General features: G+C 64.9%; 14 protein-coding genes. 9 read left to right on the top strand and 5 right to left on the bottom strand.

All coding sequences use genetic code 11. The annotated features are described in order from the left end of the window. Positions 1 to 188: 188 nt before the first annotated feature. The 5 genes from LRC39_RS22850 to LRC39_RS22830 all read left to right on the top strand — a co-directional run bounded on the left by LRC39_RS22850 (position 189) and on the right by LRC39_RS22830 (position 4,749). Complete coding sequence (locus LRC39_RS22850; protein WP_346295737.1) at positions 189 to 947, top strand: tetratricopeptide repeat protein; 759 nt, start codon at positions 189 to 191, stop codon at positions 945 to 947. Between the two features lie 177 nt (positions 948 to 1,124). Continuing rightward, entirely contained in the window at positions 1,125 to 3,035 is a 1,911-nt protein-coding gene (locus LRC39_RS22845) for a propionyl-CoA synthetase (RefSeq protein ID WP_346295736.1), read from the top strand. Positions 3,036 to 3,213: 178 nt separating this feature from the next. Beyond that, positions 3,214 to 3,474, top strand: a complete 261-nt coding sequence (locus LRC39_RS22840; protein WP_346295735.1) for a hypothetical protein — start codon at positions 3,214 to 3,216, stop codon at positions 3,472 to 3,474. A 232-nt stretch (positions 3,475 to 3,706) separates the two neighbouring features. After that, positions 3,707 to 4,396 carry an OmpW/AlkL family protein gene (locus tag LRC39_RS22835; protein WP_346295734.1) on the top strand — a complete coding sequence of 230 codons (690 nt, stop codon included), beginning with the start codon at positions 3,707 to 3,709 and terminating at the stop codon, positions 4,394 to 4,396. 134 nt (positions 4,397 to 4,530) lie between these two features. Continuing rightward, positions 4,531 to 4,749: an alkylphosphonate utilization protein gene (locus LRC39_RS22830; RefSeq protein ID WP_011160033.1), complete on the top strand. Its 219-nt coding sequence runs from the start codon at positions 4,531 to 4,533 to the stop codon at positions 4,747 to 4,749. Positions 4,750 to 4,785: 36 nt separating this feature from the next. On the opposite strand, the gene LRC39_RS22825 is transcribed toward LRC39_RS22830, so the two are convergent. Next, a complete protein-coding gene (locus LRC39_RS22825; RefSeq protein ID WP_346295733.1) occupies positions 4,786 to 4,962 on the bottom strand; it encodes a hypothetical protein in 177 nt (58 codons plus the stop codon). 380 nt (positions 4,963 to 5,342) lie between these two features. On the opposite strand from LRC39_RS22825, the gene LRC39_RS22820 reads away from it, so the two are divergent. The 4 genes from LRC39_RS22820 (at position 5,343) to LRC39_RS22805 (ending at position 9,508) form a co-directional block, all read left to right on the top strand. Next, positions 5,343 to 5,768, top strand: a complete 426-nt coding sequence (locus tag LRC39_RS22820; protein WP_346295732.1) for a RusA family crossover junction endodeoxyribonuclease — start codon at positions 5,343 to 5,345, stop codon at positions 5,766 to 5,768. Further along, a complete protein-coding gene (locus LRC39_RS22815) occupies positions 5,768 to 6,418 on the top strand; it encodes a hypothetical protein (protein WP_346295731.1) in 651 nt (216 codons plus the stop codon). Before LRC39_RS22820 ends, LRC39_RS22815 begins: the two co-directional genes overlap by 1 nt. A 232-nt stretch (positions 6,419 to 6,650) precedes the next feature. Then, positions 6,651 to 8,810 carry an anthranilate synthase component I gene (locus tag LRC39_RS22810; RefSeq protein ID WP_346295730.1) on the top strand — a complete coding sequence of 720 codons (2,160 nt, stop codon included), beginning with the start codon at positions 6,651 to 6,653 and terminating at the stop codon, positions 8,808 to 8,810. A gap of 152 nt (positions 8,811 to 8,962) precedes the next feature. Continuing rightward, a complete protein-coding gene (locus tag LRC39_RS22805; RefSeq protein ID WP_346295729.1) occupies positions 8,963 to 9,508 on the top strand; it encodes an adenine phosphoribosyltransferase in 546 nt (181 codons plus the stop codon). A gap of 199 nt (positions 9,509 to 9,707) precedes the next feature. Here the strand turns inward: LRC39_RS22805 and LRC39_RS22800 are convergent, their stop codons facing one another. The 4 genes from LRC39_RS22800 to LRC39_RS22785 form a co-directional block, all read right to left on the bottom strand. After that, positions 9,708 to 10,373, bottom strand: a complete 666-nt coding sequence (locus tag LRC39_RS22800) for a hypothetical protein (protein WP_107357004.1) — start codon at positions 10,371 to 10,373, stop codon at positions 9,708 to 9,710. Positions 10,374 to 10,431: 58 nt separating this feature from the next. After that, positions 10,432 to 11,205 carry a hypothetical protein gene (locus LRC39_RS22795; protein ID WP_011160028.1) on the bottom strand — a complete coding sequence of 258 codons (774 nt, stop codon included), beginning with the start codon at positions 11,203 to 11,205 and terminating at the stop codon, positions 10,432 to 10,434. A gap of 178 nt (positions 11,206 to 11,383) precedes the next feature. After that, on the bottom strand, positions 11,384 to 12,574 hold the full coding sequence (locus LRC39_RS22790) for a M48 family metallopeptidase (RefSeq protein WP_346295728.1): 1,191 nt from the start codon (positions 12,572 to 12,574) through the stop codon (positions 11,384 to 11,386). A gap of 166 nt (positions 12,575 to 12,740) precedes the next feature. Further along, positions 12,741 to 13,292 (bottom strand): LemA family protein, encoded by a 552-nt coding sequence (locus LRC39_RS22785; RefSeq protein WP_107357626.1) that lies wholly within the window; start codon positions 13,290 to 13,292, stop codon positions 12,741 to 12,743. Positions 13,293 to 13,386 lie beyond the last annotated feature (94 nt).

Genomic DNA, 13,386 nt, shown 5'->3' with positions numbered 1-13,386 from the left:
CGAGGAGCACTCGGATCGGCGCTTCGCGCCGTCCGAGCACAGGCTCCGCGACGAAGCAATCCAGCGCTGCATGCGGGGCCTCTGGATTGCTTCGCTCCGCTCGCAATGACGCTGAAAGCGGCGAGAGCGCAGCTGCATTGGACCGGGGTCTGACGATACGCCGAGGCCGTTTGCTACGAGACATTTCGATGCGCGCTGTTTTCATTGCCGCAAGTTTCATGATCGCCGCGGCGCTCGCCGTCTCATCCGCTTTCGCAACCGGTGGCGAGCCGCCGGACGATCCGACCGCCGATCCGGGGGCGTGCCTTGCTGCAGCGAGCAAGCCCGACGATCGCTACACCATCGCGCAGTGCAGCAAGGTGATCGACAGCCGCGAGACCGACAAGGGCGAGCGCTGCAAGGCGCTGCTGGCGCGGGCCGCCGCTCATGCCCGGATCGGTCAGGTCGATCGGGCGATCGCCGATTACGACGACGCGCTGCGGGTCGATCCGAAGCAGCCCGATGCGCTCAATGCCCGCGGCGAGCTGTGGCGCGGCAAGGGCGACACCCGTAAGGCGCTGGCCGACTTCTCCGCTGCGCTGAAGCTGAAACCGGACCACGTCGCGGCGCGCGCCAACCACAAGGCGCTGGCGCTGGAGGTCGAGCGGGTCGGGGCCCAGCAGGCGGTCGCCGGCAAGCCGAGCTTCGACTGCCGCCGCGCCCGCAAGGCTGTGGACAAGGCGATCTGTGCCGATCCGGCGCTGGCCGATCTCGATCGCCGGATCGATGCGCTGTACCGCCGGGCGCTCCGCGACAGCGCCGGCCAGCCCGCGGCCCTGCGGGCGCTGAAACAGGCGCACGCTTCCTTCGTTGCCGCGCGCGAGGCCGGCTTCGGCCGCCCCGGCTACGATCTGCGTGCCGCGCTGGAAGCACGCCTGCGGCAATTGTCGGGTGCCGGCGGCAGCTAGACGCGCGGCGGCCCTCCGGCGGAGCTTGCAACCCGTTGGCAGCTCGCCACAATGCCGCCCGGGCCGGGACCGAACCAAAGGATGCGGCTTGATTAGGAACAAAGGCGGGGTTGCATGCCGCGCCTAAAAGCCGGACATGGCGGGCAAACCGCCTGAGATCCACGGGAGCGTGACGCCATGACTATCCATGACAAGAGCCGTTACCGCGAGGTTCATGCCCGCTCGCTGGCCGACCCGGAAGGGTTCTGGGGAGAGGTCGCGCAGAGCATCGACTGGATCGAGCCGCCGACCAAGGTGTTCGATCCCTCGCTCGGCCTGTATGGCCGCTGGTTTCCCGGCGCCAAGGTCAACACCTGCTACAACGCGCTCGACCGCCATGTCGCCGGCGGCCGCGCCGATCAGCTCGCGCTGATCCACGACTCGCCGCTGACCGGCACGGTGAGCAAGTACACCTACGCCGAGATGCTGCGTGAAGTGCAGACGCTCGCCGCGATCATGCAGGACTTCGGCGTTCAGAAGGGTGACCGCGTCATCCTGTATATGCCGATGGTCCCGGAATCGATGGTGGCGATGCTGGCCTGCGCCCGCATCGGCGCGGTGCATTCGGTGGTGTTCGGTGGCTTCGCCGCCAAGGAGCTCGCCACCCGCATCGAAGACGCCAAGCCGAAGCTGATCCTGTCGGCGAGCTGCGGCATCGAGCCGGGCCGCATCGTCAAGTACAAGCCGCTGCTCGATGAAGCGATCGAGCTTGCGTCGGTCAAGCCGGAGGCTTGTATCATCCTGAAGCGGCCGCAGCAGGATTGCGAGTTGAAGGCGGGCCGCGATCACGACTGGGCAACCTTGCGCGAGCAAGCGCTCGCCGCTGGTAAGAAGGCCGACTGCGTCGCGGTCGATGCCACCGATCCGCTCTACATTCTCTACACCTCCGGTACGACCGGTAAGCCGAAGGGCGTGGTCCGCGACAATGGCGGCCATCTCGTCGCGCTGAAATGGACGATGGAAAACCTCTACGGCATCAAGCCGGGCGAGGTGTGGTGGTGCGCCTCCGACATCGGCTGGGTGGTCGGCCACAGCTACATCATCTACGGCCCGCTGATCCACGGCGCGACCTCGATCATGTATGAAGGCAAGCCGGTCGGCACCCCGGATGCCGGCGCGTTCTGGCGGGTCGTTTCCGAGCACGGCGCGGTGGCGCTGTTCACGGCGCCGACTGCGTTCCGCGCCATCCGCAAGGAAGACCCGGATGGCAGCTTCATCCGCAAATACGACCTGTCGAAGTTGCGCACGCTGTTCCTGGCCGGCGAGCGCGCCGACCCGCCGACGGTGGAGTGGGCCGAGCAGCAGCTCAAGGTGCCGGTGATCGATCACTGGTGGCAGACCGAAACCGGCTGGTGCATCGCCGGCAATCCGGTCGGCCTCGGCCTGCTGCCGGTCAAGCACGGTTCGCCGACGGTGCCGATGCCGGGCTACAAGCTCGAAGTGGTGGACGAGGGCGCCAAGCCGGTGCCCGCCGGCTCCATGGGCTCGATCGTGATCAAGCTGCCGTTGCCGCCCGGCAACCTGCCGACGCTGTGGCAGCAGGACGAGCGTTGCCGCGAGAGTTACTTCGCCGACTATCCCGGCTACTACAAGACCTCCGACGCCGGCTATGTCGACGAGGACGGCTACGTCTTCGTGATGGGTCGCACCGACGACATCATCAACGTCGCCGGCCACCGGCTGTCGACCGGCGGCATGGAGGAGATCCTGGCCTCGCATCCGGACGTCGCCGAATGCGCCGTGCTCGGCATCAACGATCCGATCAAGGGCGAGGTGCCGTGCGGCCTGATCGTGCTGAAGACCGGCGTCGATCGCGATCCGGCCGAGATCGAGAAGGAGATCGTCAAGCTGGTGCGCGACAAGCTCGGCCCGGTGGCGGCGTTCAAGCTCGCGATCACCGTGCCGCGGCTGCCGAAGACCCGCTCGGGCAAGATCCTGCGCGGCACCATCAAGAAGATCGCCGACGGCGATGCCTGGACAATGCCGGCCACGATCGAAGACCCGACTGCGCTCGACGACATCTCCTCGGCGCTGAAGAGCCATAGCTGAGCCGGCTCGGGCTTGCGGACTTACAAAGTCCGCAATTCGGGTTAGACAAAGCCTCGCAACGTCATTCCGGGGCGCGCGTGTAACGCGCGAACTCGGAATCCCGATGTTGTTGCCACGAGATTCCGGGTTCGCTCGCTGCGCGAGCGCCCCGGAATGACCCGTGCTCTGGGGACCTTTGATGCCGTCAACCGCAAAACGCCTGCTCGCCCTGTCTGTCGTCGCCCTCGCGCTGACCGCTTGCGCAAGCCGCAACGATGCTCCGGCGGATATCGGCGACGACGATGCCTACTGCCGGCAGAACGGCGTGGTTGCAGGATCGTCCGAATACGTCGCGTGCCGGAAGGATCGCGACGTCCAACGCTCCAACGCCATCACCCGTGCGAATCGCGCCCAGCGCAATCTCGGCGAGTACATGATGCGCAATCCGGAGCGTCCATAAGCCTCTGCGCTACATGCGCTTTGTGCACGAAGCCGGGAATTTACCGCGCGAACTGATACCGCTTTGCCCGCGCCAGGACGTGAATCTGTGACCCGAAAGTCACGCGCGTCGCAATGACGCAGCGGTCGCATTCCGATTTGATCCAGATCAAATCTTATTAGCCCCCGGCGGCATCTGTGCACCTTGAGCGTGGGTTTCCCGCTCACGCGACCGAGCTTCAAAAGGGGCATCTATGACCAAGTTTCTGACCGCAGTGTCGGCGCTGGCTTTGGCGGCGGCATTAAACCTCGTGTCGGCCAATGCCGACGCCGCCGATCTCGCCACCCGCCCGATCTACAAGGCGCCGGTTGTGGCGGAATCCAGCCCGTGGATGATCCGCCTGCGCGCGCTGGGCGTGGTGCCCCGGGATTCGGGCTATGTCGATCAGATCGCCGGCTCGTCGCTCAAGACCTCCGACGCGATCGTCCCCGAGCTCGACATCACCTACTTCTTCACCAAGAATATCGCGGCCGAATTGATCCTCGGCGTCACCCGCCACAGCGTCTCGGGCGCCGGCAGCCTGACCGGGATTGACGTCGGCAAGGCCTGGCTGCTGCCGCCGACCCTGACCCTGCAGTATCACTTCACCGACTTCGGCGCGTTCAAGCCGTATGTCGGCGCCGGTGTGAACTACACCTTCTTCTTCAGCCAGAGCGCGGCTTGCTGCACCGTGATCGACAGCCACCTCAAGGACGCGTTCGCGCCGGCGGTGCAGATCGGTTTCGACTACATGATCGACCAGCACTGGGGCATCAACGTCGACGTCAAGAAGCTGTGGCTGCGCCCCGAGTGGAGCGGCACGCTGGCGAACGGCACGCCGATCACCGGCAAGGTCAACCTCGATCCGTGGCTGATCGGCACCGGCATCACCTACCGGTTCTGAGCTTTTCGGCTTCAACACACGGCGCGAGGCGGAGCGATCCGCCTCGCGCTTTTCATTTGGATGCACCCTGCCGCAGCATTGCGCGGACGCCGCATTCCTGCTTTGGCTTTGCGCCACCGAAACGAGGAACCGACATGAGCATTGAAGTCAGGGACTGTAACGGCGCGCTGCTCGCCGATGGCGACAACGTCTCCCTTATCAAGGACCTGAAGCTGAAGGGCTCGTCGACCGTGCTGAAGCGCGGCACGATGATCCGCGGCATCCGCCTCACCGACAGCGAAGACGAAATCGAAGGCCGCACTGACAAGATCAAGGGCCTGGTGCTGCGCACGGAATTTTTGAAGAAGGCGTAACCACTGCGCCCGGTGCAGGGCGCTTGCCACAATCGCTTAGTGCAGCGATTGACCGTCGTCACAGGCCTGGCTGTACACCATCACGGCGCGCAGCCTTTGCAATTCCGCCTCGAGATGTTCGTTGACCTGCATCAGTGCGCGGAGCGCGTCATGCAGGCTGCCGCCGTTTTCGGCGACGATCCGGTCGATCTGTTGATCCAGTCTGCTCGGCATCGGGTCACTCACTGATAGTCGACACGTCACGGAACCGAAATCCGATCTTCCGATTGGGGCGGAAGTTGCGTGCGAATACGGCGCGATTGCGATGGCGGGAAGTTGTCGCCGTTGTCCCCACGGCGACCCTAGGAAGTAACGACTTTAGAGGATGCATGCCGGGAACGGGTTAGGCGTCAGCGCGTACCGATGCGTTGGTGTCGTGGCCAGAAACCGGCAAAATGAGCCACGTCCGCCATCCCCGTTGCGGCCGGTTGTCACCCGGCATGCGCAAGGAGAACGCCGAACCGGCGGGGACGTTCCTGAGCTTTCAATCGGAAAGGTATCTTGCTCAGGATTGAACCCTACCGTGGTTGGGCTAGCTTTTTCGGAGCGAGGGAATGGTGGGCAGTCTTGGAAATACCCTTTCCGATCGAGTTTCTCGTTTCTGGTACCCCCGTTTCCTTGCAGGCGAAACGACGCCAGTCGCTGGATCAATGGAAGAGCTTGGTGATTGCTGCCAGCCGGGAAGTCCTTCCCGATGCTCACTTCGCAACCGACCGGCCGTTGTCTGTGACGGTGTTCTACTTCCCCCGGGTGAGATGGCGGGTGATGTCGACAACATCATCAAGCCCATCCTTGATGCCTTGGGACGCCACATCTATGTTGACGACCGGCAGATCCATCGCGTTGTGGCCCAGAAGTTTGAGCCTGACGACATCTTCCCCTTTCGCGCGCCTAGTCGTACCTTGGAGGCAGCGCTCCTGGCTCAGAAACCGATCCTTTATGTCAGGCTGTCAGACAACCCATTTGAGGATTTGAACTGATGACCGCGGATGTCGGCGAACGGGAAGTCATTGACCTCGTGCTGCCCCGGCTTCAGGCTGAGGGCTACGAGGTTTATATGCATCCGTCGCCTTCGGTGTTGCCCTCGTTCATGCGCTCCTATCGGCCCGATGCGATTGCACTGAAGAGTGGAAAGAAAGTCGCGGTTGAAGTCGCTCGTCCCTCCGATGAGGATCGTCGGCGGATTCAAGACCTGCGATCTCTGTTCGTTGGACAAAGCGATTGGGAGCTTATGGTCATCTACGCTTCTCCAAGTAATTCGACGGAACAATTGGATGTCGCGTCCCGCGAACAGATTGAAGCATCTATTCACGAAGTTGAAAGCTTGAGAGCGGCAGGCCAGCCACGGCCTGCCATCCTGCTGGCCTATGCCACCTTGGAGGCGATCGGCCGGGCTTTGCTTCCGGACGAGTTCCGCTATCCTCAAAGTTCTGTTCGGTTGATCGAGGTGCTCGCGTCTCAGGGACTGATTACTCCGCACGAAGCGAAAATTGTCAGAGAAGCCAGCAGGGTTCGAAACGCAGTCGCGCACGGCGAGTTCGGCCCGGTCGATGACAGCCTCGTCGACTCGTTCATTGAGGTCCTCTCGACTTTGGCTGAGATGGTCCCCGCGCCGAGTTTAAGCCCATAGTCTGATTTAAGCCCGTCCGCAGCCCCTTGACTCCGCCCGGCCGGGGTGGTCGTCTCCGGTCCATGTGCACGTTCCGCCCGACCCCGCTGCTCAGACGTCGTTGGTGGCGCACCTCCTGACCAGAGGTGGCCGTGCGATCCCGTTAATTTCCGATCGTCCTGAGGCCGCCACGCGAGGCGGCTTTCGTTTGTCCTGTGTGGCGTTCCTCCGGCAAGTTGCTTAAGAGGATGCCATGAACAGGACCGTTTTCTCGCTTCCCGCGACCAGCGACTACAAGACCGCCACGGGCCTCGCGGTGACGCGCAGCGCCCAGCCTTTCACCGGCGGCCAGGCGCTCGACGAGCTGATCGACCTGCTCGATCACCGCCGCGGCGTGATGCTGTCGTCCGGCACCACGGTGCCGGGCCGCTACGAGAGCTTCGACCTCGGCTTTGCCGATCCGCCGCTGGCGCTCACCACGCAGGCCGAGAAATTCACCATCGAGGCGCTCAATCCGCGCGGCCGGGTTCTGATCGCGTTCCTGTCCGACAAGCTCGAAGAGCCCTGCGTCGTCGTCGAGCAGGCGTGCGCCACCAAAATCAGGGGGCACATCGTCCGCGGCGAAGCGCCGGTCGATGAGGAGCAGCGCACCCGCCGCGCCAGCGCGATCTCGCTGGTGCGCGCCGTCGTCGCCGCCTTCGCCTCGCCGGCCGATCCGATGCTCGGCCTCTACGGCGCCTTCGCCTACGATCTGGTGTTCCAGTTCGAGGACCTGAAGCAGAAGCGGGCCCGTGAGGCCGACCAGCGCGACATCGTGCTGTACGTGCCGGACCGCCTGCTGGCCTACGACCGCGCCACCGGCCGCGGCGTCAGCATCTCGTATGAATTTGCCTGGAAGGGCCAGTCCACCGCCGGCCTCCCGAACGAAACCGCCGAGAGCATCTATACCCAGACCGGCCGGCAGGGCTTCGCTGATCATGCCCCGGGCGACTATCCCAAGGTGGTCGAGAAGGCCCGCGCGGCGTTCGCTCGCGGCGACCTGTTTGAGGCGGTGCCGGGCCAGCTATTCGGCGAGCCGTGCGAGCGGTCGCCGGCCGAAGTGTTCAAGCGGTTGTGCCGGATCAACCCGTCGCCCTATGGCGGCCTGCTCAATCTCGGCAACGGCGAATTCCTGGTGTCGGCCTCGCCGGAAATGTTCGTCCGCTCCGACGGCCGCCGGATCGAGACCTGCCCGATCTCCGGCACCATCGCCCGCGGCGTCGATGCCATCAGCGACGCCGAACAGATCCAGAAGCTCCTGAACTCCGAGAAGGACGAGTTCGAGCTCAACATGTGCACCGACGTCGACCGCAACGACAAGGCGCGGGTCTGCGTGCCGGGCACGATCAAAGTTTTGGCGCGCCGCCAGATCGAAACCTATTCGAAGCTGTTCCACACCGTCGATCATGTCGAGGGCATGCTGCGGCCGGGCTTCGACGCGCTCGACGCCTTCCTGACCCACGCCTGGGCCGTGACCGTCACCGGCGCGCCGAAACTGTGGGCGATGCAGTTCGTCGAGGACCACGAGCGCAGCCCGCGGCGCTGGTATGCCGGCGCGTTCGGCGTGGTCGGCTTCGACGGCTCGATCAACACCGGGCTGACCATCCGCACTATTCGGATGAAGGACGGCTTGGCCGAAGTTCGCGTCGGCGCCACCTGCCTGTTCGATTCCGATCCGGTGGCCGAAGACAAGGAATGCCAGGTCAAAGCCGCGGCGCTGTTCCAGGCGCTGCGCGGCGATCCGGCCAAGCCGCTGTCGGCGGTGGCGCCGGACGCCACCGGCTCGGGCAAGAAGGTGCTGCTGGTCGATCACGACGACAGCTTCGTGCACATGCTGGCGGACTATTTCCGTCAGGTCGGCGCCCAGGTCACGGTGGTGCGCTATGTCCACGGCCTGAAGATGCTGGCCGAAAACGCCTACGATCTGTTGGTGCTGTCGCCCGGCCCCGGCCGGCCGGAGGACTTCAAGATCAAGGACACGATCGACGCCGCGCTCGCCAGGAAGCTGCCGATCTTCGGCGTCTGCCTCGGCGTGCAGGCGATGGGCGAGTATTTTGGCGGCTCGCTCGGCCAGCTGGCGCAGCCGGCGCATGGCCGGCCGTCGCGGATCCAGGTGCACGGCGGCACGCTGATGCGCGGCCTGCCGGGCGAAGTCACGATCGGCCGCTACCATTCGCTGTATGTCGACATGCGCGACATGCCGAAGGAGCTGACCGTCACCGCCTCCACCGACGACGGCATCGCGATGGCGATCGAGCACAAGACCCTGCCGGTCGGCGGCGTGCAATTCCACCCCGAGTCGCTGATGTCGCTCGGCGGCGAGGTCGGGCTGCGGATCGTCGAAAACGCCTTCCGGCTCGGCCAGCCGGCCTAAGCCCAATGGCCTGCGGTGCCGATTGATCCAGATCGAAGGCCCGCCGGGGGAGCTCTGCTACCACCCCCGGCGGTAACTCACCGAATTGCCCGATTGCGCCTGCCGCCTTCCGATGACGAATTGCGCCCATCCGTAACGAAAGACCCGCGCCGATGACCCCCGAGTTTGCAAACGATTTGAAAGCCAGCGTCCGGGCGATTCCGGATTATCCCAAGCCTGGCATCATCTTCCGCGACATCACCACGCTGCTGGGCGAACCGCGGGCGTTCCGCCGGGCGATCGACGAGCTGGTGCAGCCGTGGGCGGGCTCGAAGATCGACAAGGTGGCGGGCATCGAGGCGCGCGGCTTCATCACCGGCGGCGCGATCGCCCATCAGGTCTCATCAGGCTTCGTGCCGATCCGCAAGAAGGGCAAGCTGCCGCATACTTGCGTGTCGATGGAATACGCGCTGGAATACGGCACCGATAAAATCGAGGTCCACGTCGATGCCATCACCCCCGGCGAGCGGGTGATCCTGGTCGACGACCTGATCGCGACCGGCGGCACCGCCGAGGGCGCCATCAAGCTGCTGCGCCAGATCGGCGCCGAAGTCGTCGCCGCCTGTTTCGTGATCGACCTGCCGGAGCTCGGCGGCGCCGCCAAGATCCGCGCCATGGGTGTCCCGGTCCGCACGCTGGTCGCGTTCGAAGGGCATTGACTTAACCTCTCCCCGCCATGCGGGGAGAGGTCGGATTGCGTAGCAATCCGGGTGAGGGGCCAGGCACTGCATATCAGCAAGCTGCGGTACGCGCGGGGAGTCCTCAGCCCCTCACCCCAGCCCTCTCCCCGCAAGAGCGGGGCGAGGGAGCAGGTCGTCTGCGGGATGAGGAGCAGGCTGTCTGTGGGCGACCGCAGCGCTACCGCCCCTGAGTCAGCTCCAATTCGAGCGCGCGGAAGGTTGTGTAGTTGGTGCGGATCCACTGGTTCAGTTCGGTGGAGGCGTCCGGCTCGGCGCGCAGGTAGCCGGTGAACGAGAAGTTCACGCGGTCGATATAGGTCTTCAGGAACGGCGGCAGCCCGCGGATACGCATCACCCGGCCGTGGCGGTACACCGCCGGCAGCTCGCCGAGCAGGATATGCTCGTTGTCGATGGTGATCAGCTGCCGCGGCGGCACGATATCCTGCAGGTGGTCATAGGCGCGCGCCGAATTGCGGTCGGTATCGGCGAGGAACAGCACCACCGGCGCCACGCGCCGGCGTACCGCTTCCTTGATGAAGCCGATCTCGGCGAAGGTGTCGAAGAACTCGTCGAAGGCGTGGAAGCCGAGGTCGATCACCTTGGCGAGGCCGTCGTTCAGGATCAGCCGATCCATCAGCGCCATCTTGCCGAAGGTATCGTCGACCTGCGCGGTCTCGGTGACGCGCGGCAGATAATCGAGCAGAGATGGCTCTTTGACGTTGATGTCGAACGCCAGCACCGAGCCGCGCTGCAGCAGCAGATATTCGGTGAGCACGCGGGCGATCAGGGTCTTGCCGACGAACGGGCGCGGCGAACAGACGATGTAAACCGGAGTGCGCGACATCAGGCTGTATCGGTCGGGGAAGGCCGTCCGATATAGCCGGATTCCTCAGCGATGCGAACTATTTCTCGCCCGGCTCGTCGGTCACCGGGGTGCCGCGGCCGTTCTTGTCCTTGCCGACGATGTCGGTCAGCTTGATGCGGTCGAACTCGCTCCAGACATTGGCGAGCCAGTGCCGGACATAGCCGCGCAGCACGAAGGAGTAGTTGGCCGGCTCGCCGCTGACGCCCTTGTTGGCGACGAACTTCAGGAACGGCACCGACGACACTTCGACCTGCTCGTACGCCATTTCGTTGAGCTTCGGAATCGTCAGCTCGGTGGCGTCCTTGATGCGGTGGAAGTACGAATTGTAGGTCGCCTGGTCCCACTCGAAGAAGCTGGTGTTGTTGATGAAGTTCTTCGTCAGGAAGTACTTCGCGCCGATCATGAAGTTGGCGGTCTCGGCGATTTCGTCCAGCGAGGCGATCGAGGGGCCGAGAATATGGAACACCGCGAAGGTGATCTGGCCGGAGCGCGCCGCGTCGAGGAAGCCGATGTCGCGCAACGAGGCCAGCGCCGGCGACAACAGGCCGGCGCGGACGTCGATCACGGTCACCGACGGCACCGCCGAGTTCAGCGTGTCGAAGATCTTCATCTGATCGGCCGTCGACGTCATGTCGACGATCTCGGTGATGTCGGGGTGAAAGCGCTTCAGCGTGCCGCGCGGCGACTCGGTGTCGAAGGCGCGGGTCGGGACGTTGTTGGCGCTGAAATAGTCGAGCAGGGTGCGCGACACCGTGGTTTTGCCCACGCCGCCCTTGTCTGCGCCGACGACGATCACTGCTGGCTTCGCCATGAGATTCCTTTACCGGCCGGTTCGATCCCCCACCGCGGCCGTGCCGGCCAAGGTGCAGACCTCTGCTTTGGGCGCGAACATGGCAGAAACAAGGGATAATTCAATCGGTCGGGCAATGACGCCTGCGGGTCCTCAACAAAATCGTTCAGATGCGAGGCGGTGCCGCTGATTTGGGCGGTCAGCCGCGCCGGCCCCAAGGCCCGCGCAGCGGCGATGGTTTCGGCGCCAGCGCGGGCGTGTCGCTCCAAGGTCCGTGCGGCTCGGCGGAAGCTGGCGCTTTACCATCGACCGTCGAACCCTCAGGCTCGGCGGCGGTGTCATCGTCATGCTCCGCCGTCGGCAGAGTGGGCAGCGGCGGCTGGTAGTGTCCGCCGGCAAACTTGACCAGCGCATCGACCCGCGCCTCGACCGAAGGGTGGGTGGCGAACAGATCGGAGAAGCCGGAGCGCGGATTGTCGACGCACATCTCCATCACGGCCGAGGTCGCGCCCGGCAGTTCGCCGCGATTCTCGATCTTGCGCAGCGCCGAGATCATCGCATCCGGGTTCTTGGTCAGTTCCACCGAGCCGGCGTCGGCGAGGAATTCGCGCGACCGCGACAGCGCCAGCTTCACCACTTGCGACAGCAGCCAGGCCAGCAGGATCAGCACGATCGCCAGGATCACCACGATGATCGCGCCGCCGCCGCTCTTGCGATCGCCTGACGACGAGGAGGAAGAGGACGATGACGAGCCGCCGCCCGACCAGCCGCCGCCGATCCGTACCCCGCCCTGGAAGAACAGCCGGAACATCAACTCGCCGAAGAACCCGACGACGCCGGCGATGATCACTGCGATCACCATCATCTGGACGTCGCCGTTCCTGATGTGGGTCAGCTCGTGCGCCAGCACCGCTTCGAGTTCGGCATCGTCGAGCCGCTCCACCAGCCCCGACGTCACCGTGACGGCGTATTGCTTGGGATTGAGGCCGCTGGCGAAGGCGTTCAGCGCATCGCTGTCCATGATCTTCAGCTTCGGCATCGGAATGCCGCGCGAGATGCACAGGTTCTCGAGCAGATTGTACAGCCGCGGCTGTTCGGCCCGTGTCGCCACATGGCCACCGGTCACGGCGTCGATCAGCTTCTGGTGGAAGAAATAGGCGATCACGATCCACAGCGCCGCGCCGATGGTGGCGAACGGCGCCGCCTTGATCAGGTCAGCCGTGGCGGCGCGCAGATAGTCCGGCACCGTGCGCTCGCCATCGATCACCACCTCGGCGATCAGCGCACCGGCATAGACCAGCACATACACCAGCACGAACAGCCCGATCAGCAGCACGACTGACCGGGTCTTGTTGGCGGCGATGTGGGTGTAGAGACCGTAGGCGGCCATGGTGGGTGTCCAATCCTCGCAGCGCCGGCCTGAACCTCCCTCCCCCTTGCGGGGAGGGTGGCCGGCCGTAAGGCCGGTCGGGTGGGGGTGGACGCGAGCACGGAGCTCGTGGTTCCCCACCCCCGACCCCTCCCCGCAAGGGGGAGGGGAGCGAGAGGCGTTCGAACTAGAACTTCACCTGCGGCACCTGCTCGACCTGGGTGCGCGTCTCGCCGAGGTCGAAGTAGTCCTTGTGGGTGAAGCCGAGGGGGGCGGCGAATAGCGCGGCGGGCATCTGCTGGATGCCGGTGTTGTACTCCTGCACGGCGTTGTTGAAGAACCGGCGGCTCGCCGCGATCTTGTTCTCGATATCGCTGAGTTCGCCCTGCAGCTGCTGGAAATTGGCGTTGGCCTTGAGGTCCGGATAGGCCTCGCCGAGCGCGATCAGCCGGCCGAGCGAGGCGGTCAGCGCGTTCTCGGCCGCGGCCATCTGGCCGGGGCCCTGCGCCGAGATCGCGGTGTTGCGTGCCTTGACGACGTCCTCGAGCGTCGTGCGCTCGTGCGCCGCATAGCCCTTCACGGTCTCGACCAGGTTCGGAATCAGATCGTGCCGCTGCTTGAGCTGCACGTCGATGTCGGCGAACGCCTGTCCGACGCGTTGCCGCAGCGCCACCAGGCGGTTGTAGGTCACGAGCGCATACAGCGCGACCGCGACGACGATGCCGAGAAAAATCCACATATTGGCGGCTCCCATCCAACCAAGACCCTGCGCCTCAGCGTCCGAACGGCACGCGCGCGGCAGGGACCGCGCCACCCGCACGGCATCTGTTGGT

This window comes from Rhodopseudomonas sp. P1 (genome assembly GCF_039642825.1).
GTDB lineage: Bacteria > Pseudomonadota > Alphaproteobacteria > Rhizobiales > Xanthobacteraceae > Rhodopseudomonas > Rhodopseudomonas palustris_H.
The sequence above is the reverse complement of the archived record's forward strand: the minus strand, read 5'-3'. Positions and strand labels throughout refer to the sequence as shown.

Bases quoted from the DNA above. Each gene is read 5' to 3' on its own strand.
- LRC39_RS22800 (WP_107357004.1), bottom strand. From the start codon at position 10,373: ATGTCGCGCACTCCGGTTTACATCGTCTGTTCGCCGCGCCCGTTCGTC.
- LRC39_RS22785 (WP_107357626.1), bottom strand. From the start codon at position 13,292: ATGTGGATTTTTCTCGGCATCGTCGTCGCGGTCGCGCTGTATGCGCTC.
- LRC39_RS22850 (WP_346295737.1), top strand. From the start codon at position 189: ATGCGCGCTGTTTTCATTGCCGCAAGTTTCATGATCGCCGCGGCGCTC.
- LRC39_RS22805 (WP_346295729.1), top strand. From the start codon at position 8,963: ATGACCCCCGAGTTTGCAAACGATTTGAAAGCCAGCGTCCGGGCGATT.
- LRC39_RS22825 (WP_346295733.1), bottom strand. From the start codon at position 4,962: ATGCCGAGCAGACTGGATCAACAGATCGACCGGATCGTCGCCGAAAAC.
- LRC39_RS22840 (WP_346295735.1), top strand. From the start codon at position 3,214: ATGCCGTCAACCGCAAAACGCCTGCTCGCCCTGTCTGTCGTCGCCCTC.
- LRC39_RS22835 (WP_346295734.1), top strand. From the start codon at position 3,707: ATGACCAAGTTTCTGACCGCAGTGTCGGCGCTGGCTTTGGCGGCGGCA.
- LRC39_RS22845 (WP_346295736.1), top strand. From the start codon at position 1,125: ATGACTATCCATGACAAGAGCCGTTACCGCGAGGTTCATGCCCGCTCG.
- LRC39_RS22810 (WP_346295730.1), top strand. From the start codon at position 6,651: ATGAACAGGACCGTTTTCTCGCTTCCCGCGACCAGCGACTACAAGACC.
- LRC39_RS22830 (WP_011160033.1), top strand. From the start codon at position 4,531: ATGAGCATTGAAGTCAGGGACTGTAACGGCGCGCTGCTCGCCGATGGC.
- LRC39_RS22815 (WP_346295731.1), top strand. From the start codon at position 5,768: ATGACCGCGGATGTCGGCGAACGGGAAGTCATTGACCTCGTGCTGCCC.
- LRC39_RS22820 (WP_346295732.1), top strand. From the start codon at position 5,343: ATGGTGGGCAGTCTTGGAAATACCCTTTCCGATCGAGTTTCTCGTTTC.
- LRC39_RS22795 (WP_011160028.1), bottom strand. From the start codon at position 11,205: ATGGCGAAGCCAGCAGTGATCGTCGTCGGCGCAGACAAGGGCGGCGTG.
- LRC39_RS22790 (WP_346295728.1), bottom strand. From the start codon at position 12,574: ATGGCCGCCTACGGTCTCTACACCCACATCGCCGCCAACAAGACCCGG.